The organism is Paraburkholderia solitsugae (genome assembly GCF_013177695.1).
Lineage (GTDB): Bacteria > Pseudomonadota > Gammaproteobacteria > Burkholderiales > Burkholderiaceae > Paraburkholderia > Paraburkholderia solitsugae.
Window position 1 is genome coordinate 59,255 of the sequence record NZ_WOEY01000079.1, and the last position, 19,551, is coordinate 78,805.

12 protein-coding genes and 1 pseudogene are annotated in these 19,551 nt (G+C 63.8%); 8 read left to right on the plus strand and 5 right to left on the minus strand.

Annotated elements, in window-relative coordinates; translation table 11 throughout:
* Positions 1-115: 115 nt before the first annotated feature.
* Both GNZ12_RS20005 and GNZ12_RS20010 read right to left on the minus strand, forming a co-directional pair.
* Entirely contained in the window at positions 116-4,798 is a 4,683-nt protein-coding gene (locus GNZ12_RS20005) for a DEAD/DEAH box helicase (protein WP_172312856.1), read from the minus strand.
* Between the two features lie 168 nt (positions 4,799-4,966).
* On the minus strand, positions 4,967-8,308 hold the full coding sequence (locus GNZ12_RS20010) for an autotransporter domain-containing protein (RefSeq protein WP_172312858.1): 3,342 nt from the start codon (positions 8,306-8,308) through the stop codon (positions 4,967-4,969).
* 341 nt (positions 8,309-8,649) lie between these two features.
* Between GNZ12_RS20010 and GNZ12_RS20015 the strand changes: the two genes are divergently transcribed.
* Positions 8,650-9,699 carry an aldo/keto reductase gene (locus GNZ12_RS20015; protein ID WP_172312860.1) on the plus strand — a complete coding sequence of 350 codons (1,050 nt, stop codon included), beginning with the start codon at positions 8,650-8,652 and terminating at the stop codon, positions 9,697-9,699.
* 158 nt (positions 9,700-9,857) lie between these two features.
* Here GNZ12_RS20015 and GNZ12_RS20020 read toward each other — a convergent pair whose 3' ends face one another.
* On the minus strand, positions 9,858-10,214 hold the full coding sequence (locus GNZ12_RS20020) for a carboxymuconolactone decarboxylase family protein (protein ID WP_172312862.1): 357 nt from the start codon (positions 10,212-10,214) through the stop codon (positions 9,858-9,860).
* Positions 10,215-10,331: 117 nt separating this feature from the next.
* On the opposite strand from GNZ12_RS20020, the gene GNZ12_RS20025 reads away from it, so the two are divergent.
* Positions 10,332-11,303 carry a cupin domain-containing protein gene (locus tag GNZ12_RS20025; protein WP_172312864.1) on the plus strand — a complete coding sequence of 324 codons (972 nt, stop codon included), beginning with the start codon at positions 10,332-10,334 and terminating at the stop codon, positions 11,301-11,303.
* Here the strand turns inward: GNZ12_RS20025 and GNZ12_RS20030 are convergent.
* Positions 11,300-11,869 (minus strand): FUSC family protein, encoded by a 570-nt coding sequence (locus GNZ12_RS20030; protein ID WP_172312947.1) that lies wholly within the window; start codon positions 11,867-11,869, stop codon positions 11,300-11,302. The two genes, GNZ12_RS20025 and GNZ12_RS20030, sit on opposite strands and share 4 nt — an antisense overlap.
* A gap of 57 nt (positions 11,870-11,926) precedes the next feature.
* Between GNZ12_RS20030 and GNZ12_RS45310 the strand changes: the two are divergent.
* A pseudogene (locus GNZ12_RS45310) lies at positions 11,927-12,019 on the plus strand (DUF1488 domain-containing protein); the annotation flags it as partial.
* Between the two features lie 96 nt (positions 12,020-12,115).
* Positions 12,116-12,697, plus strand: coding sequence for a glycine zipper domain-containing protein (locus tag GNZ12_RS20035; protein WP_172312866.1), 582 nt, complete (start codon positions 12,116-12,118; stop codon positions 12,695-12,697).
* Between the two features lie 92 nt (positions 12,698-12,789).
* Here the strand turns inward: GNZ12_RS20035 and GNZ12_RS20040 are convergent, their stop codons facing one another.
* A complete protein-coding gene (locus GNZ12_RS20040; protein ID WP_172312868.1) occupies positions 12,790-13,128 on the minus strand; it encodes a BON domain-containing protein in 339 nt (112 codons plus the stop codon).
* A gap of 390 nt (positions 13,129-13,518) precedes the next feature.
* On the opposite strand from GNZ12_RS20040, the gene GNZ12_RS20045 reads away from it, so the two are divergent.
* From GNZ12_RS20045 to GNZ12_RS20060, 4 genes are all read left to right on the plus strand, one after another.
* Positions 13,519-15,000, plus strand: coding sequence for an RNA polymerase factor sigma-54 (locus GNZ12_RS20045; RefSeq protein ID WP_172312870.1), 1,482 nt, complete (start codon positions 13,519-13,521; stop codon positions 14,998-15,000).
* A gap of 138 nt (positions 15,001-15,138) precedes the next feature.
* Positions 15,139-16,326, plus strand: coding sequence for a pyridoxal phosphate-dependent aminotransferase (locus tag GNZ12_RS20050; RefSeq protein WP_172312872.1), 1,188 nt, complete (start codon positions 15,139-15,141; stop codon positions 16,324-16,326).
* Positions 16,327-16,582: 256 nt separating this feature from the next.
* Positions 16,583-18,379 carry a S10 family peptidase gene (locus tag GNZ12_RS20055; protein ID WP_172312874.1) on the plus strand — a complete coding sequence of 599 codons (1,797 nt, stop codon included), beginning with the start codon at positions 16,583-16,585 and terminating at the stop codon, positions 18,377-18,379.
* Between the two features lie 134 nt (positions 18,380-18,513).
* Positions 18,514-19,260, plus strand: a complete 747-nt coding sequence (locus tag GNZ12_RS20060; RefSeq protein ID WP_172312876.1) for a FadR/GntR family transcriptional regulator — start codon at positions 18,514-18,516, stop codon at positions 19,258-19,260.
* Positions 19,261-19,551 lie beyond the last annotated feature (291 nt).

Genomic DNA, 19,551 nt, shown 5'->3' on the forward strand with positions numbered 1-19,551 from the left:
GCGAAGCGGCTGGCGTTCAGGCTTATAAACATTAACGGTTGGGATGGCCTTCGGCTTTAGGCTTTGGTTCGGGGTGCGCGCTGGCGCGAAGCCTCGAAAACGCATCAAAATTGCCTCAGAACCGCCGGGCCAGCATGCTCCGGGCGTGCTCACGCTCCGAAGGAATCGCTTCCACCGAGGGGTCAAACCAGAAAGCGCCTGCCACAAGCGTCGCGACAACGACCCCATCCCGATACAAAACCCGATTTCCCGCAACAGCGGGCACCCGTTCGCCGACCAGCAACGTACCCGCAAGATTTAAAGGATCCGTTCCGGCGACGCACACAAAAGCACCGTCGTTCGCATGTCGTCGAACTTCCCGCAACAATGGAATCGCTTCCGGTAAAGCAAACTGTTCGCCCGCGAGGCCATTCACAAACCGCCCGCCGCGAATGATGCCGCGCGCTTCGAGCCGCTGCAACACGCGCAACAGATCCCGCCACGGCGGCAACCATTCGGCCTCGCGTTCGAGCAAACGCCAGAACACCACGCCATAGCGGCGTAGCAAGGTCATCGCGACATGCTCGAGTACTTCGGGGGCAAACTTCTGACGGCGCGCGGGCGAAGTTTCCGCTGCAGTAACAACGGGCCGCCGGCTGACTAATGCCCAGCGTCCCGCATCGTCCATTCCTCCGATCAATGCGCTCGTCCTGACACGCCGGCTACTCGAATAAGCACTGCGTTTCGCGACGGGTTTTAATAACGCCCGCAAGCCGGCGAAACTGTCGGAATTGACGAGGCCCGCGGCAACCAGCTCGCCCAGCGCGTTCTCCAGTTCCATACGCAGGCCGCTTACTTCGGTCAGCAATTCGTCGAAGAACATCGCGCCATGTTGCGATAATGTGTCAAAGACGTTTTGCGCGCGAGCCGATAGCTCCGATTGTTTCGACGGGTCGATCAGCGCGCGCCATACGCGCACCTGAGCGCGCGGCAAAAGCACGATCGGCGTGCTGCGCACCGGCCCCGCCGCACTGCGTGCCCGCTCGGTCAGGCGGGTCCAGACGATCTTGCCGGCACGGCATAGTTCGTCCAGCGAACTGTTCGCGTACGCCTTCACGCGCGCAGGCAGAATGTCTTCTTCCCATGCGCCCGCCGCGGCCTGAAAACCCTCCATCTGGTCGAGCACGGCAGCCAGTGCGTCGCGTCCTTCGCTGCGCGTGTCCGGCGTTAAATGCTGCCACTCGAATAGAAAACGCATGAAGTCGTGCCGTTCCACCGGTTCGATTTCGCGTCGCAAGCGTTTCACCGTGTAACGGTGTATCCGTGCCAGTAGATGACGCTCGCACCACTCTTCTTCGGTTGCGCCCGGCGAGAAGCGGCCGCGCATCATGTAGCCTTCCGCTTCGAGACGCGTCAGCGTGAGTTCGACAGATGCCGTGGGCAAACTCAGCGCCTGCGCAATCGCGCGTGCCGGGAGCGGGCCGAAGCCGGTCAGCCGGGCGCGCATCACGTCGAGCAGCGCGTCGTCCGCGCTCCACGTATCGGTGTAGCCCTTCGGGGCGGTGAGCGGCGGTTCAAAAGGGGCGTCGGGGTAGAGCGCCTGGAAGCAGGTCAGGCGCTCGGCGGGCAACCACAGCGCGTCGTCGTCGGTGATTCGCAGGCGCGTCGCGCGGCCGGATTCGGCCAGCGACGCGAGCCATGCCGGCCAGCCTTCATCGTTGCGCACTTCGGCCTCGGTCATGCAGGCGAGGCCGCTCAGCGCTTCGTGCATCTCGTCGGCGCTGCGCGCTTGCGGCCATGCTTCGTCGCGCACGCTGTCGATCGCGTCGGCATCGAGCGCACCGAGGTCGTCCGCGCTGGACGGATCGGTCCAGCGGCGGTTCAGCACGGCTTGCGTGCGGCGCTCTTCGATCGGCGCGTCGTCGAGAAAGGCGTAGGGCTTGGCGTTGAGGATTTCGGCCGCAAGCGGCGAGGGCGCCGGCAAATCGCGGGCGATCAGTTGCACGTCGCCCTGTTCGATACGACGCAGCAAGGCAAGCCAGCTTTCGCTGTCCATCGCTTCGTGCAGACAGTCGTCGACGGTTTGGTCCACTAATGGATGATGCGGCAGTTCGCGTTCACCGACGATGTTCTCCAGGCACGCGGCCTGCTCGGGAAACACGCTTGCCAGCAGATCTTCGCTACGCATGCGCTGCAATTGCGGCGGCGTCTTGCGCCCGCCGGTATAACGCGGCAAGCCGAGTGAGGTGGTCGCGTTCCAGCGCCAGCGCACGCCGAAGAGCGGCGCGTCGAGCAGCGCCTGGATCAGCAGATGCTCGGCCGTGTTCGAATGCAGGTAACGCCACACGTCGTCGAGGATGAACGAATGGCTGCCGGTCAGCGAGAGGACGATGGCGTCTTCGGTGGCGGCGGCTTGCAGTTCGAAGTTGAAGTTCCGGCAAAAACGCTTGCGCAACGCGAGGCCCCACGCGCGGTTCACGCGGCTGCCGAACGGCGCGTGGATCACGAGTTGCGTGCCGCCGGATTCGTCGAAGAAGCGCTCCATCACCAGCGTGTTTTGCGTCGGCAGCACGCTGAGGGCGCCGCGTGCTCGCGCGAGATAGTCGACGATTTGCCGCGCGGCGGCTTCGTGGAGACCAAGCGTGTCGACGAGCCAGTCAATTGCGCGGTGGAGGCGCGCAGTCAGCAACTGACTTTCAGACTGCGTCGCTTCGGCGATAGTCAGTGCTGTCGTGCCGTGAGCGGCGCTCGAATCTGAGTCCGTGCGTGATGCTGCGCGGGCGGACTTGCGCCGTGGCGAATGCGGTTCGACTTGCGACGCCACGGAGTCGCCCTCGGCCTCCTTCCCATCGAGCAAACGCCCAATCTGCTCCCGCAAGCGCGCGACGCCGAACGACAGTTCATCGCTTCGCCCCGGCGCCTCGCCGAGCCAGAACGGAATACTCGGCGGCTGCCCCTGGGCGTCCTCGACCCGCACCCGGCCGCTCTCGATCCGCAGAATCCGGTATGACGCATTGCCGAGTTGAAACACATCGCCGGCAAGACTCTCGACGGCGAAATCCTCGTTGACGGTGCCGATATTGATCGCCTGCGGTTCGAGCACCACCGCATAGTCGGCGTTCTCGGGAATCGTGCCACCTGAGGTTACGGCGACCAGTTTGCCGCCGCGCCGGCCGCGCAAGGTGCCGCTCACCGCGTCACGATGAATATAGGCGCCGCGCGGGCCATTGCGACTCGTATAGCCCTCAGCGAGCATACGCAGCACGGCGTCGTATTGCTCGCGCTCCAGGCCGGCGTAGGGTGCCGCGCGCCGCATCATCTCGAACAGGGCGTCTTCGCTCCATTCGGCGCTCGATACTTCGGCGACGATCTGTTGTGCGAGTACATCGAGCGGTGCGCGCGGAATTCGCAACGCATCGAGTTCGCCACGCCGCACGCAATCGAGCAGCGCCGCGCATTCGATCAGATCGTCGCGCGAAGCCGGAAACAGCCGCCCCTTCGGCATGCCGCCGACATGGTGGCCCGAGCGCCCCACCCGTTGCAGAAACGGCGCGATCGCGCGTGGCGACCCCATCTGGCAGACCAGATCGACGTCGCCGATATCGATACCCAGTTCCAGCGAGGCGGTGGCGATCAGCACACGCAACTCGCCGCGTTTGAGGCGCTGCTCGGCGTCGAAACGATGCTCCTTGGCGAGGCTGCCGTGATGGGCGGCGACGACGTCCTTGCCCAGACGCTCGGTCAGATGGCGCGCGGCGCGTTCGGCCATGCGTCGTGTGTTGACGAAAATCAGCGTGGTTCGATGCATCGCGACCAGTTCAGCGAGGCGGTCGTAGACGCGCTCCCACACTTCGTTGGGCATCACCGCTTCGAGCGGCACAGGTGGAATCTCCAGCGCGAGATCTCGCGCGCGGATGTGACCGACGTCGACGATTGCGCAGTCCGCGGGAATGCCGCTTTCGATGCTTGCGCCGCCCACCAGAAAGCGCGCGACGGCGCTGACCGGCTTTTGCGTTGCCGACAGGCCGATCCGCGGCAAGCGCCGCTGACACAGCGCGTCGAGCCGTTCGAGGCTGAGCGCCAGATGACTGCCGCGCTTGCTGCCGGCGAGCGCATGAATTTCATCGACGATCACCGTGCGCACCGTCGATAGCATGCGGCGGCCCGAATCAGAGCCGAGCAGGACGTACAGCGATTCCGGCGTGGTCACGAGAATATGCGGCGCGCGTTTTTTGAGCGCGTTGCGCTCCTGCTGCGTGGTGTCGCCGGTGCGTACGGCGGTTCGGATGTCGAGCGGCGGCAGGCCGAGCGCGTCGAGTTCCGCCGCGATGCCTTGCAACGGCATTTGCAGATTGAGGCGGATGTCGTTGGAGAGGGCCTTGAGCGGCGAGACGTAGACCACGAGGGTTTCGTCCGGCAAGGCGCCGCCGCTGGCGAGGCCTTGCTGGACGAGTTCGTCGAGCGCGGACAGGAACGCGGTGAGCGTCTTGCCCGATCCGGTGGGCGCGGCGACCAAGGTCGAACGCCCACTGCGAATCTGCGGCCAGGCGGCAGCCTGGGCGTCGGTGGGGGCGGGGAACGCCTTGCGGAACCAGTTGGCGACCGCGGGATGGAGATCATCTAGCGCGCTGGCCGTTAACGGAGTTGAAGCGGGAGTCGAAGCGGGGCTCGAAGCACGGGCCGAAGCGGAGCGCGAGACAGTATCTGAAGTCGCCCGCAATGCCGGATCCAGGCCCGCAGAATCAGAGGGCGCGCCTAAGGCGGTGGCGGATGTCGAGGCCGAAGTCATGCTGGCATAGATGGGGACGCGGCGTGCCATATCCAGAGGGCGGCAAACGCCGGCCTGTTACGAAAATCAGTGACCAGTCTGGCAGGTTTTTACCTGCTTTGCCGAGGGTTGGGTGGCAGCGATCGCGCGGAACGTGGCGGCAATAGCTGCCGGTGCGGACCGGACCGCGCCGCACCCAACGCGCAGCGCTGCGCAAAATTACCAGACCCAGCGTACCCCCGCATCGCCCGTCACGGTTCTCTGATGCGCGCCCCCCAGGTTCGTCACCCAGCCGAGCGTCGCGAATACGCTGCCCGACGTGCTGAATTTGCCGACCACGCCCGCGCCGAGTTGTGCCGCGGTTTGCCCGACGGTGCCCGGAATGACGGTCCCGCCGCCGAAGGTGACTTTGTCGTCGGCGCCGAAAGTGCGTAAGAAGCTGACGCGCAGATAAGGCCGCCATGCTGTCGCGAAGGCATCGAACTGGCCTTGCAGGCGCGCGCCGATTCGTGCGACGAAAGTATTGCCGCTATTGAAGCCGACGCTCGATACGCCATCGTTGAAATCGGAGAGCGCGAGGCGCTGCCACACGAGTTGCGCTTGCGGTTCGAGCGTGAGCCCCGCACCGAGCGGAATCGGCAGACCGCCTTCGAGCGAGCCGGTCACCGCGTTGCCGTGCGTGGTTGTGTTGAGTCCGTCGCGCGAGACCGGATCGACGGTCAACGAACTGCCCATCAGCACGGCGTCCGTGTACCAGCCGCTTGGGCCGATATGCGTCCAGTAGCCGCCGAGGCTGTATGCGTTGATCGCGAGGTGGCCCACGGCCAGATTGGGCATGCCGAGCGCGAAGCCGTCGACGTCGCCGGTCGCCCGCGCGAAACCCACGAACAAACCGTAGTGATTGCGCTGGCCGCTCGCGCTGTGATCCGCGTAAAGATCCTGCCCGGCCTGAATGCCATACACCGAACCGTCGAACTGCGGACTCACCGCACCGTTCTGGCTCAGCACGCTATGGCCGCCCCACACGCGGCCCCATGCGGCAGGCAGTGTGCCGCTCTCGTTCAACAAGGCCTGATCGCCTTGCCGGTCATGAAATGTATCGATCTGCATGAGGCCGAGTTCACGCGCGACGCCGGGCGCTGCTGCGTAGACCGGCACTTCGACGCGATACAGCGGTACGGCGGCCGAGCCCGCTGGCGGCGCGACCGGCAGAGGCGGCGTGCCCTCGGCCGCAATTGGTTCGCCGGGAACGGCTACGGGTGGCTCACCAGGCGTAGTGACGGGCTGGCCTGGCGTGGTGACCGGCGGCGGAGGTGTCACTTGGTTGGGCAGCGGCGCGACTGTATTGCGCAGATACCAGTTGTCCGTCGTGCCGCTGCTCACACCACCTTTGGCGAGATAGTAGGAGTACGCACCGGCCTTCACCGGCGCGGCCAGCGTGAAGGCGCTCGCGTTAGTGGTGGCGCCGTTGGCCGCCTGAATCAGTTGAATACCGTCCGCTACCGTTTGTGCGCCCTGGCCGCCGACATTCGTGACTTGCAGGCGCGTTGAGCCGGTGGCTGTGCCGCCGCTCAGTACGAGGCGATCGGACGCCGCGCCGTCGCCGGCGACGAAGGTGTTCAGTCCGATGGTGCCGTTCTGCCCGGCATAGTTGCCCGTCACATTCAACCGGTTGCCCACACCCGCACCGGCCGGGCCGCCGATCTGCACAAGCCCGGCGTTCACCAGCGAGCCATTGATCGAGAACGCGCCAGTCCCCTCGCTTGCCAACGACGGCAATGCATTCGCCACCGCGAGCGTGCCGTTGTTCGTGACTGCGCCCGTCACGCTGCCATAGCCGCCGAGCGTCGCGCCTGAGGCAACGGTGGTGGCGCCGCCGCCCGTGAGCGCGGCGCCGGCATGGGCTGCATCGCCAATCGCGAGGCTGCCCGCGGCGACCGTGGTGGGGCCGCTATAGGTGCTCACGCCGGTCATCAGCAAGCTGCCGCTGCCGGCTTTCGTCAAGGCGCCGGTCCCGCTCACTGCCTGGGTGAGGGTGGTATTGAACGATTGCGTGTCGATCGTGCCGCCGCCCGCTGCCAACGTGATTGCGCGCGAGCCAGCCAGATCGAAGCTCGTCGTCAATTGCAGCGTGCCGCCGTTGAACGTGAGACCGCCGGTGTTCGCGCCGAGCGCATTGTCCGCGGCGACGGCGATCGTCCCTTGATCGATTGTCGTGCCGCCCGAGTAGGTGTTGCCGTTCGCCGCAGCCGGTGCGAGCGTCAACACGCCGGCGCCGGTTTTATCGACTGCGCCCGTGCCGCTGATCGATCCCGCATAGGTGCCCGCGTTGTCCTGGGCAAACCGCACGAGCCCATTGTCGGTCACGCTGGCGGGCAGGTTCTGCGCGTTCGCCTGCAAGGTCGCGCCACTATCGACCAGCGCTGTCGCACTGGCGCCGAGTGTGCCGGTCAGATTGAGCGTGCCGGTCTGCACATGCGCGAGCGAGAAGGTCCCGCTACCGGTCCAGTTCCACAACGCGCCTTGCATCTGCAAGGTCTGAAAGTTGGTAAACGCATTCGACGCCGTGCCCGAGCCTTGCAAGGTCACCGTGTTGGTTCCCCCTCCGCCGTCGGCCGTGCCGTTGATCACGGAGCCGGTTTGCAGAATCAGCGAATCGTTGCCGTTGCCCATCGTGATCGCCGTGCCGATGCCGCTTTGCACGAGCCCCGCATTGATGATGGTGCTGTTGCCGTTGAGCGTGCGGATGCCGGAGCCGTTCTGGCTGATGATGCTGCCGCCCGCGAGGTTCTGGATCGTCGCCACGAAGCTCGATCCCGCCGTGTTCGAAAACACCGCGTCTGAGCCGCTGCCGCTCGCGCTGATCGTGCCGCTGTTGATCAACTGGTCGTTATTGCCTTGCAGATAGGCGGTTGGACTGGCCGCGCCGGTGGTGGACAGCGTGCCGCTGTTGTTGATGGTGCCGCTGCCGCCCAGAATCGATGCCGCGCGCGCGTTGCTGCCCGAGGTCGTCACCGTGCCGCTGTTGATCAGCGTGTTGTTCGACTGGCCGACGTTCGTTTGTCCCCACGCGGCTGTCATGCCGTACGCGTTGGGGCCGCTGGTGGTGATCGTGCCGCGATTGGTCAGGGTGTTGCCGCTACCGTTGGCGGCCATGCCGTCGTTGTAGGCACCACTCGTGGTGATGACACCGCCGCTCGCGTTGGTAATCTGATTGCCGTTGTTCACGCCGAGCAGGACGGCGCCGCGCACGGTGCCCGACCCGCCGCCGCCGGTCAGTGAGAAGTTGCCACTACTGTTGATCGCGCTATTGGTGTCGACGCTGAAGACGACCGGGTTAGCGCTGCGCAGGAAATTGCCTGAGGTGGTGCTATCGGCATTGATCGTCACACCCGTGCTGCCGGTTTGCGCAATCACGGCAGGAATGCTGCCCGTGCAGGTGACGGTGGTGTTGCCAGGCGGTGCGGTATTGCTGCACGCGGCCATTGCGGAAGGGGTGAGTGCTTTGGAGAGCAGCACGACACTGCCCAGGCCGATTCCTAACTTTTTCTTCTTCTTCATACGCGCGGTCCTTTGTGAAGGCACTACACCATACGAGCGGAATGGTCCGACTTATACACGCCTTACCGAAACTTTCCAAATGCCCCCGGCATAACTTACGGATATGTTGCAAATCGCCGACGCTAGCCGCAGACCCGCATGGCGCCTCGCTTGCGGAGGAGCCGGGCGATTTTTCGAGGAGGGAGAATTGCTGTCACAGGTGCTGTGCGACCCGTAAAGGGTTTGAAACATCCGTTCCCCGGGGCGACCGGTTAACACTCACACCAGGTCCTGCTGAAACTTGCCAGGTGCAGTACTCTGTACGGCTCACTCATCCACGAATCCATGATGGAGTTTCGACGATGCGATACAACCAGTTAGGCCGTACCGGTGTGTTTGTTTCAGAGCTATGCCTCGGCACGATGACCTTCGGTGGCGGCGAGGGCATATGGAAGCAGATCGGCGATCTGCAGCAGGGCGATGCGGAGCGGCTGGTCGGCCGGGCGCTCGACGCGGGTATCAATTTCATCGACACCGCCGACGTCTATGCCGAGGGCTTGTCCGAACAGATCACGGGCCAGGCGCTGAAGAACCTTAAAGTGCCACGCGACAAAGTTGTGGTCGCAACCAAAGTATTCGGCCAGACGGCAGAATTCCCGAACGCACGCGGCGCCTCGCGCTATCACATCATCGACGGTGTCAAGGCGAGTCTGAAGCGCCTGCAACTCGATCACGTCGACCTGTATCAGATCCACGGTTTCGATCCGGCCACGCCAATCGAAGAAACGGTGCGCGCGCTCGATACGCTGGTTCAGCATGGCCATGTGCGCTATGTCGGCGTGTCGAACTGGGCCGCGTGGCAGATCGTGAAGGCCTTGGGTATTGCGGAACGCCTCGGCCTCGCGCGGTTTGAAACCCTGCAGGCCTACTACACGCTGGCGGGCCGCGACCTCGAACGCGAACTCGTGCCGATGCTGCACAGTGAAGGTCTTGGACTGATGGTGTGGAGTCCGCTCGCGGGCGGCTTGCTGAGCGGCAAATTTGGGCGTGAGCAGCAGGGCGAAGCAGGCAGCCGTCGCACGACGTTCGATTTTCCGCCGGTCAATCGCGAGCGCGCTTATGACTGCATCGACGTGATGCGCGATATCGCGGAGGTGAAGAAGGTGTCGGTGGCGCAGATAGCGCTCGCGTGGCTGCTGCATCAACGCGTGGTGACCTCGGTGATCGTCGGCGCGAAGAAAATCGAGCAACTCGACGACAACATCGCCGCCACCGGCGTCACGTTGACCGCCGACGAGCTTGCGAAGCTCGCTCAGGTCAGCACGCTCCCAGCTGAGTACCCGGGCTGGATGCTGGAGCGCCAGGGCGAGCCGCGCCGCAAGCAGCTTGAAGAGGCGCGTCATCCGGTATAACGCGTGCAGACAACTGCCACGGCCGAGGCGTGGTGGGTACGTGGCGGGTAATCGGTAGCGGCTCGCCGGAAATCCGTAGCGGGGTGCGGGCTAGCGGCGCGACAGTGAGCCTGTTTAACGGAAAGCCAGGCTCACTGAGCACCGCCAAACCGCTTCCTTCACGCCGCCGGTTTGCCGTCCGCCTGATAAGCGGCGACGGCGTCCATCGTGCGGGCCGAGTACACCATGGCGGCGCCCGCGTTCACCGCGATCGCCACGCCGAGCGCTTCGGCGATCTCTTCACGTGTCGCGCCGTGTTTCAGCGCTTCGGCGGTGTGCACAGTGATACAGCCGTCGCATCGCACGGTCACGGCCACCGCGAGCGAGATCAGCTCACGCGTCTTCGCGCCGAGCAGATCAGCCATCTGGCCGGCGCCCGACATCGTTTGATAGGCCTTCACGGTATCCGGCGACAGTTTGGCGATCTCGCCGATGCGGCCGAACAGTTCTTTGCGGTAATCGATCCAGTTCAACATGACAGTGCTCCTTTGTTCGCAACGCGCCAGCGGATGCCGGTGCCGTGGGACAAAGTATTGCGCTGTGCCGCGATATCCTGAATACTCGATTCGCTCAACTTTTAGCGCGATCGTCTCATGGATATGCTCAGCCGACTGATCGACCTTGCCCGGCTGCAGGCCAGCCTCGATCTGCGTTGCCTGCTCACGGGTGGCTTCGAGATCGATCATGCGCCGATGGAGGCGGGTATTGCGCCTTTTCATCTGGTGCTCAGCGGGGCGTGCGTTGTCGAGACTGCGGGTGGGGCGCAGATTGCGCTGCACGCGGGGGATTTCATGCTGTTTCCGCGTGGCGCCGCGCACCGGGTGCGCGACACGGGGTGTGCTGCGGCTGCGGCACCGCTGACCTTGAGTCATGACGGCATGCTGCCGTTGCGCCGCAATGATGGCGGCGATGATACGCGCCATCCCCATGGCGAGCGCCACGCTGGCGCCGATCTCGATCTTCTATGCGGCCGGTTCGTCTACGCACCGGGTTCCTCCGCCTTGTTGCTCAACGCGCTACCCGATCCATTTCATGTGTCGCTCGCCGGCAAGCACACGCTCGGTGCGTTGCAGACGGTGATTGCACTGATGCGAGCCGAAGCCGGGCAACGTCAGCCCGGCGCGCTCACGATCGTCACCGCATTGAGTCACGCACTCTTCGCAATGGCCTTGCGCAGGCATGGCGAACAGCATGCATCCCGCTCAGGCGTGTTGGCGCTGCTGGCCGATGCGCGCCTGGGTGCTTCTGTGCAAGGCATGCTGAGCGCCCCCGAGCGGGCGTGGACGATCGCGGAGCTAGGTGAACTCGCGGCGATGTCCCGCGCGACTTACGCGCGCCACTTCAACGCGCGCGCGGGCATGACGGTGATGGACTTCCTCACGCAGATCCGCATGACGATCGCCTGCGATCTGCTGCTGCGCACGCAGCGCAGTGCCGCGGAGATCGGTGAGGCCGTGGGGTATCAATCGGAAGCCGCCTTCGGCAAGGTGTTTCAGCACAGCATCGGTGTGACGCCAGGACGTTACCGGCGTCAACCGCAGGAGAGCGATCAGAAAGCTGGCTAGGCCTTGTTGGGTCTGCCGAACCAGCGCTTCTCTATCATCGACATGATCACGGTCGCCAGCAGCGCGCAGACCGTGCCCAGCGTCACTTCGCCGAGGCGCAGCAGGGCCTTGTCCCAAGGCGAACCCATGCCCGGCACCAGCAGCATGATGGTTGCGGTAATGCCGCCCAGACGCGCCGCGCTGCCCACGTTGACGATCCAGCACGTCACGATTGCCACGGCAACCGTGGCCGCGTAAGCCGCGAGATTGCCGCCGCCGAGCGTTGCGCCGATGAGGCCGCAAACGCCCCCGACCATCGCGCCGATGAACTGATCGCGCGAGAGATTGCGGGTGTCGATATAACTATGCTGGCTGACCGCGATCGCCGTAATCGCGGCCCAGAAGGCTTGTTCGGTATGCAGCCACTGGCCGATTGCGAACGCGAGGATGGCGCCGGCCACCGCCTGCGCGGCCATCACGCCGCCTTCGGCCAGCCGGTCGCCCAGCGGCAGCGACTTGAGAAAAGCAAACAGCGAGTTGGCAGCGCTCGTGCGCGCTTCACGTCTTGAATCTTTGGGAGAGGTCATCGAATGGGGAGGCGACCGTTGCAGCATGAAGGAGTCGTATTTTAGCGACTCCGATTTGCACTCGACCAGAACGACGGCGATGGCGTAGTCTTGCATTGTGGACTGTTCAGAGTGGAAGGCATGGAGCCCGATCGCGGCACCACCGCGTAGTTCGGGCGTGTGCTTATCGCCTGTGCGCATTTTTCAGCGCTGCGCTGTGCGGCGGCATGGTCCGCAAAACGCGATTCAACGATGTAAGGAGGCCTTATGTCACTTATCGTCGCAGCACGGTTTACGACTTTCCCCGCCGCTGAAGATGCGGCGCAAAAGCTCTTCGACGCAGGTTTCGTGGAGGAAGACGTCACGCTGTTTTTTGTCAATCCGCGCGGCCAGCACGCGCGTTATTCGATCGGCGGCGATACCCATACCGATGCGGGCGCGAGGGACGCGCCGAAACGCGCAAGAATGGGGGTCACCATTGGCGCGGTTGTGGGTGCGATGGTCGGCGTCGCGATATTTGCAGCGTTTTCGACGCCGCTTCTCATCTCGCTGATCGCGGCCGGCGTCGGCGCATACGTCGGCTCGATGGTCGGGGCGATGTCGCACGCTCACGAAGGCGGCAAGACAGGCCACCATTTGCCATTTCATGAAGAGAGGCGCGATTCCGGCGTGCTGGTAGCCGTGCATGTATCGCCTGACAATCAGTTCGACGCTGCTCGCGTTTTGCGCGAAGCAGGGGGCGCGGCGATCGAACGCGCGAGTGGGCGCTGGCAACAAGGGCGCTGGGCCGACTTCGACCCACGCAAAACCCCCGAGCCGCTCAACGAATTCAGCGAGAAACATGCCTGAGTGAGGTGAAAAATTTCGTGTGGATCGGAATGCGGTAAACGACAGAACGGCCCGACGAATGTCGGGCCGTTTTGCGTTCGGATCGCCCGCGCTTATTCCGCTGCGATCTTCAAATGGTTCCTCACGCCCGAGACGCCGTCGATGCCTTTCACGACTTCGCCCGCTGCGGCCTTGTCGTCGGCCGACGGCACCGACCCCGTGAGCCACACCACGCCCTTGCGGGTCTTCACGTGAATGTGGGTCGACTTGACGTTTTTCGCGCTGAGCAGTTCGGCCTTGGCCTTGGTGGTGATCGTGCCGTCGTCGACGTGCTGGCCGATGGTCTCGGATGCTGCCGACGGGGCCGAAGCGCTGGTTTGCGCCGTGGCGTTCAGTGCGAATGCGACACAAGCGATGCTGCCTGCGGTCTTTAAGAGTTGGATGGTCTTCATGGTTTCTCCTTCGGATGTTGATGAAAAATGCGGTCTTGTTGTCTGCGACCCATTCGCGTGAAAAGACCCGCGTCCGTCCACATCGAGTTCATTCGCAAGGGATGTGCCCGACCCGTCGCACAGGCGCTCGATGCCGGGAAATGCCGTTACGGCACGGGCATTTAGGCTGAGGAATAGCGAGGAGGGTACGTTCGGCGCGCTGTCTGGCGACCCGAAAGGCTCGCGACCGGAAATTGCCGGGTTCTTGTAAAAATGGCGCTCGCCTGCTACGCAAGCGGCGGACCTGAAAAGGCAAAACTTAGAAAAAACAGTGTGTTGGGCGAACTGGTATGACAGTTGCTCTATAGAGGCCACGTGCCATTTCTCAGCGCTTAACGGGATCTCACTACAATGCCTTCCATTGAACTACGCACAAGGCAGTCTCTCGCACTCACGCCGCGTCTGCAGCAATCCGTGCGTCTGTTGCAGTTGTCGTCTCTGGAGTTCCAGCAGGAGTTGCGCACCGCGCTCGACACCAATCCGTTCCTCGAGTACGACTCGACAGACACGGAAGACGTCGCGCTCGCCGCTGCAACGCCATTCGATGACGCCGGCGCGATGCCAGGCACGGAGCCGGTCGCCGCGGCCGAACCTGAATCGTTGCCGGCTGAACCCAACAGCAGCGACACGATGGAGAGCACGGGTCAGGATGACGTGCCCGGCGACTTTTCAGGCGACTACAGTAGCCGCAGTTCGACGCGTCAGAACGGCGACGCCGAGCGTAGCGATCCCGCTGAATGGGCGCGTTCCCAACCCACCTTGCGCGAGCAGTTGCACGACTCGCTACGCCTCTATCGACTTGACGACCGCGACCGCGCGGTGGCCCGCTTCATCATCGAGGCGCTCGACGACGACGGCTATCTGCGTCAGTCGCTCTCCGATCTTGCGGCTAGTGTCGACCTTCAACCTGAACTGACCGAAGCAGAATTGCTGGTGGCGCTGCGTCTCGTGCAATCGCTCGATCGTCCCGGTCTCGGCGCGCGCTCGCTGTCTGAATGTCTGTCGCTGCAATTGAACGCGTTATCCCCGGATACGCCGGGACGCGATGTCGCGTGCCAGGTCGTCGAACAGCATCTCGAACGCCTCGCGCGCCGCGAACAGGCTGAACTGCAAAAGCAGATCGGCTGCAGCGCCGAGGAACTGCGGGTGGCCTGCGCACTGGTGCGCAAGCTCGACCCGAAGCCGGGCAACTGCTACGGCTGCACTGAAGACAACTACGTGGTGCCGGACGTGATCGTGCGTCAGGTGCGCAACAAATGGATGGTATCGGTCAATCCGGCCGTGCAGCCGCGCGCGCGCATTCATCGCATGTATGCCGAGCTGTTCGCGCAGTCGGCCGGCGCAAGCCGCTCGCCGCTCGCGCAGCAGTTGCAGGAAGCACGCTGGCTGATCCGCAATGCGCAGCAACGCTTCGATACGATTCAACGCGTGGCCGAATGCATCGTCGCGCATCAGCGGGCCTTCTTCCAGTACGGTGAAATCGCGCTCAAGCCGATGGTGCTGCGCGATGTGGCCGAGGAACTCGGTCTGCATGAGTCCACCATCTCGCGCGCGACCGGCAACAAATATATGGCCACGCCGCGCGGCATTTTCGAGTTCAAGCACTTTTTCCCGCGAGAACTCGGCACGGAAAGTGGCGGCACCTGTTCGGCCGCGGCGGTGCGCGCACTGCTCAAGGAAATGATCGCCGCCGAGAACACGCACGATCCGCTATCGGATGTGACGCTCGCGAGGATGCTCGCGGATCAGGGGGTGCTGGTGGCACGGCGCACGGTGGCGAAATATCGCCATATGATGAAAGTGCCGCCGGCGGACCTGCGCCGCCAAGTTTAAGCGTACCTTGCCTCGGTTAAAGCGGGGCTTCATTGAAGAATCACGTGAGACGGAGTGCTCGCGTGACTCTTTTTCGTATCTGGACGTTTCGCACGCGCCCCATTACATTGGCGGCTCAAGTCGAAACGGGGTGAGTCAATGAAGTACTCGAATCTGGTCGAGCGTTTGCAGGGCCGGCGTACGTCGGCGTGGGAGATCCACCGTGTCGCTCAACAGGCGCTGGCCAATGGCGAAGACGTGATCGTGCTGAGTGTTGGCGACCCCGACTTCGCGACCCCCGCGCCGATCGTCGAGCGTGCAATCGAGGCATTGCGCGACGGCGATACGCATTACAGCGCCGTGTCCGGGCGTGAGCCGCTGCGTGCGGCGATTGCGGAAGAACACGCGCGCACCACCGGTTGCGCTGTGAGCGCGGTCAACGTGATCCTGACGGCGGGTGCGCAGAACGGCGTGTTCGCTACATCGCTGTGCCTGCTGGAAGCGGGCGACGAAGTGATCGTCCCCGAGCCGATGTACCTCACGTACGAGGCCTGCGTGCGCGCCGCGGGCGCCACGCTCGTGCCGATGCCGGTCGATGCCGCGCGGGCATTTCACCTCGACTGCGACGCGCTCGAAGCGGCGATCACGCCGCGCACTCAGGCCATTTTCTTTGCCACACCCTGCAATCCGACCGGGGTGGTGATGCCGCGTGCCGACCTCGAGCGCATCGCGCGGCTCGCCGTCGAGCACGACCTATGGGTGCTGTCCGACGAGGTCTATGCGGATCTCACCTTCGAACGGGAACATGTGAGCATTGCTGCGTTGCCCGGCATCGCGGAACGCACGGTGACGCTCGGCAGTCTGTCGAAATCGCATGCCATGGCGGGTTGGCGTGTGGGCTGGGCGATCGGGCCTGCTACGTTGATCGAGCATATGGGGCGGCTCGCGCTGGCCATGCTCTATGGCTTGCCGGGTTTCATCCAGCAGGCTGCATTGACGGCCCTGCGGAACAAGGCCCCGATCGTCGCCGAAATGCGCGAGGTTTACCGGCGCCGCCGCGATGTCGTGTTCGAGCGCCTGCATCGCGTGGCGGGCTTGCGTTGCCTGCTGCCCGAAGCCGGTATGTTCATGATGGTCGACGTCAGCGGTACGGGCCTCGACACGGTCGATTTCACCTGGCAACTGTTTCGCGCACAAGGTGTGTCGCTGCTCGACGCCAGCGCCTTCGGCGAAACCGCGAACGGCTTCGTGCGGCTGGGTTTCGTGGTCGATGAAGCGAGCCTGATCGACGCGTGCGAACGGATTGCCGCGTTTGTCGGCGGATTGCCGGTGCGTGCTCAGGCGTAGGCCAGGAAGAGGAAAGCTGCCTCAACCTTGAACGCCAGGCGATGTTTTTGCGGCGTCACAATAGCGGAGCAGCTTTCTTGAGTATTTCGAATGGCTTTCGTTTTCCTCGGTGAAACGATGCGGCGTGGGAGAGGTGCGCGTGGCAGCCAGTTTTCGATTGACGTCTTCGATGCTTACATCAAGAATCGTTCGCCGAGTTCGTCTTAACCTGGACAACCGGGACATCGACACCTACCGACTCGCAGCCGGACACCCCATGGCCCTTCGCTTCTATCTCTCGTTGCGCCGATCATTGATGGCAGGGTCCGTGGCGGCCGCTCTGGTGGCGATGGCGCTGGTTCTCGCCGTTCTCGCCACGTTCAGTCAGATGTGCGCGGCGGCCGAACTGGACGACGCATCCGCTGCCACCGCCAGCCCTGAAACAGCCACGTCGCCGGCCAGCTCGGTGGACGTGCCCGGCGTGCCCAACGCTCAGGCAGAGACTTTGGGGCAAACCGTCGATGCGAACGGTCAGCCAGTCAAGGCGCCACGCGCCAATCCGTCGCGTACCGGCCGTCCGCCACGGGTGGCCGCGGCCGCCCAGAACGAGTCGCAAGACAACCCGCAGCACGGCGCCAAGCCCGAGACCCCGGCGATCCCCGTGCCGCCGGAAAGCGCCGCCGTGACACAGCATTCGATCCGGCTCGACGGCCGCAAGATCGACTACACGGCGACCGCCGGCAACCTGCTGCTGCGCGACAAAACCGGGCAGGCCAATGCGAGCGTTTTCTATGTCGCCTACACGGTCGCCACCAAAGCGCCCTCGACGCGCCCCGTCACGTTCCTCTTCAACGGCGGACCGGGGGCGGGCAGTGTGTTCCTGATGATCGGCTCGTTCGGGCCGAAGCGGGTGCGCACGGCGAGTCCCGCGATCACACCGCCCGCGCCGTATGTGCTGGACGACAACCCCGATAGCCTGCTCGATACCACCGATCTGGTCTTTATCGATGCCGTGGGCGCGGGCTTGTCGAGGGCCGTTGGGCATGGCACCGGGAAGGACTTCTGGGGTGTCGATCAAGACCTCGGCGCGTTTTCGCAATTCATCGAACGCTATCTGACGGTGAACCAGCGCTGGAATTCGCCGAAGTACCTGCTCGGCGAATCGTACGGCACCGCGCGCGCCGCGATGCTCGCGTATCAGTTGGGGCAGGACAATATCGCGCTCAACGGCGTGATCCTGATGTCGTCGGTGCTCGATTCCGCGGCGTTTTCACCCGGCTCCGATTTCCAGAGCGAGAGCTACTTGCCGAGCTTCGCGGCGATCGCGTGGTACCACGACAAGATCGTGCCGAAGCCGGCCAGTCTGTCGGCCTTTCTCGAAGAGGCCCGCGCCTTTGCACGCGGGCCTTATGCGCAAGCGCTCGCCGAGGGCGACGCGTTGCCCGACGCACAGCGCGACGAGATTGCCGTACGTGTCGCGCAGTTCACCGGGCTCGACGTCGACTACGTGAAGCGAAGCCGCCTGCGTCTCTATCCATCGCGCTTTCGCAATCAATTGCTGCGCGATCAATCGCGCAGCGTCGGCCGTTACGACGCCCGTTTCGAAGGACTCGAATATGACGGCGCGTCCGAGCGTCCCGATTTCGACGCCTCGGTGAGCAGCGTGTCGAGCGCGTTCGACGCCGCGCTGCATCAGCATTTTGCGCAAGACCTGCATTTCACGCCTGCTGACAGCTATCGCGTCTTCAACGACGATGCGTTGAAGCAGTGGGACTGGAAACATCGTGCGTGGTGGGGCGAGCGCTTGAACGAGCCGTATGCGGCGGGCGATCTCGCCGAAGCGATGCGCCAGAATCCGCAACTGCGCGTGATGTCACTGAACGGTTATTTCGACCTCGCCACGCCGTTCTATGCGACCGAGTACGCGCTCGCGCATCTGGGTGTCGATGCGCCACTGCGGGCCAACGTTCGACTTACCTACTACCGGACCGGTCACATGATCTATCTCGACGATGCCGCGTTGCATACGCTCAAGCGGGATCTGGCGAGCTTCTACGGTGCGGGCGCGGGCTAGCGTTGTAAGCGGTGGCAAGTCGTTGAAAGGTATAATTCGTCCACTTTGGCGCGCGCGTTCGACGGTGCGTCCACGCCGTTGTCTGCGGCTTCGCCAACCCGGCTTCATCAATCCAGGCTTCACCCGCGCTGCCCATGCCATTTCTCCCGATCCAATCCTTCACGCGCAAACGACTTTCCGACGTGGTGTCCGACCAGATCAAGCAACTGATCTCGGACGGCTCGCTGATGCCCGGCGACCGGTTGCCGGCCGAACGCGATCTGGCCACGCAGCTCGGTGTGTCGCGGCCGTCGTTGCGGGAAGCGCTGATCAGGCTGGAAGCGGACGGTTATATCGAAACCTCGGGGCGGGGCGGTTTCACGGTTGTCGACGTCACCGCGCCGATCATCTCCAAGCCGCTCGCCGAACTGCTGCTGCAGAATCCGCGCACCAGTGCCGATATTCTCGAACTACGCCAGGGTCTCGAATCGATTTCCACGGTGTATGCCGCGGAGCGAGCGACGGCAGCGGATCTGCGGAAGATCACTGAAGCGTTTGAAGCATTGAAGGCCGGCTCCCAGTCGCAAGACCGCGTGAATCTCGCGGAACTGGACGCTGCGTTTCACCTCGCCATTGCCGACTCCACGCATAACATCGCGCTCGCTCATGTGATGCACGGTATCCATACGCTGATCCGCGAAGGCATGCGCCAGTACCATCGCCTGATCGACTACGACGACGCGATGGAAAAACAGTTGATGAGCCAGCATCAGGCCATCTATGACGCGATCATCGCGCGTGACGCACAAAAGGCGCGCAAGGCCGCCGAGCGTCATCTGACCTATGTGCGCGAAATGTACAAGGAAGACGCGGCGAAACCTTCGCCGAGCGTGATTTCCTGAGTTTGCCGGGCTTCTGATCTTCCGATTTATCTGACCTTCTGAGCCCTGCTCGCGCTCGCCTCGCGAGCGGCGGATCGCACACCTGCGCTGCCGCGTAGCGACCCACGCAGCCCGTTCCACCAGCGATTTCCGGTTGACACCGCCCGGCGGCTTCCCTATATAATTTTTGGTCAGACCAACATGACCAGTCTGACTGAGTGATCGCAATGAGCGGCCACGCTGACCGGCCAGACGCATGGCGTCGGCGGGAAACGCCTGCGCCGCCGTGATTCCCGCAGTAGAGTGGGTGAA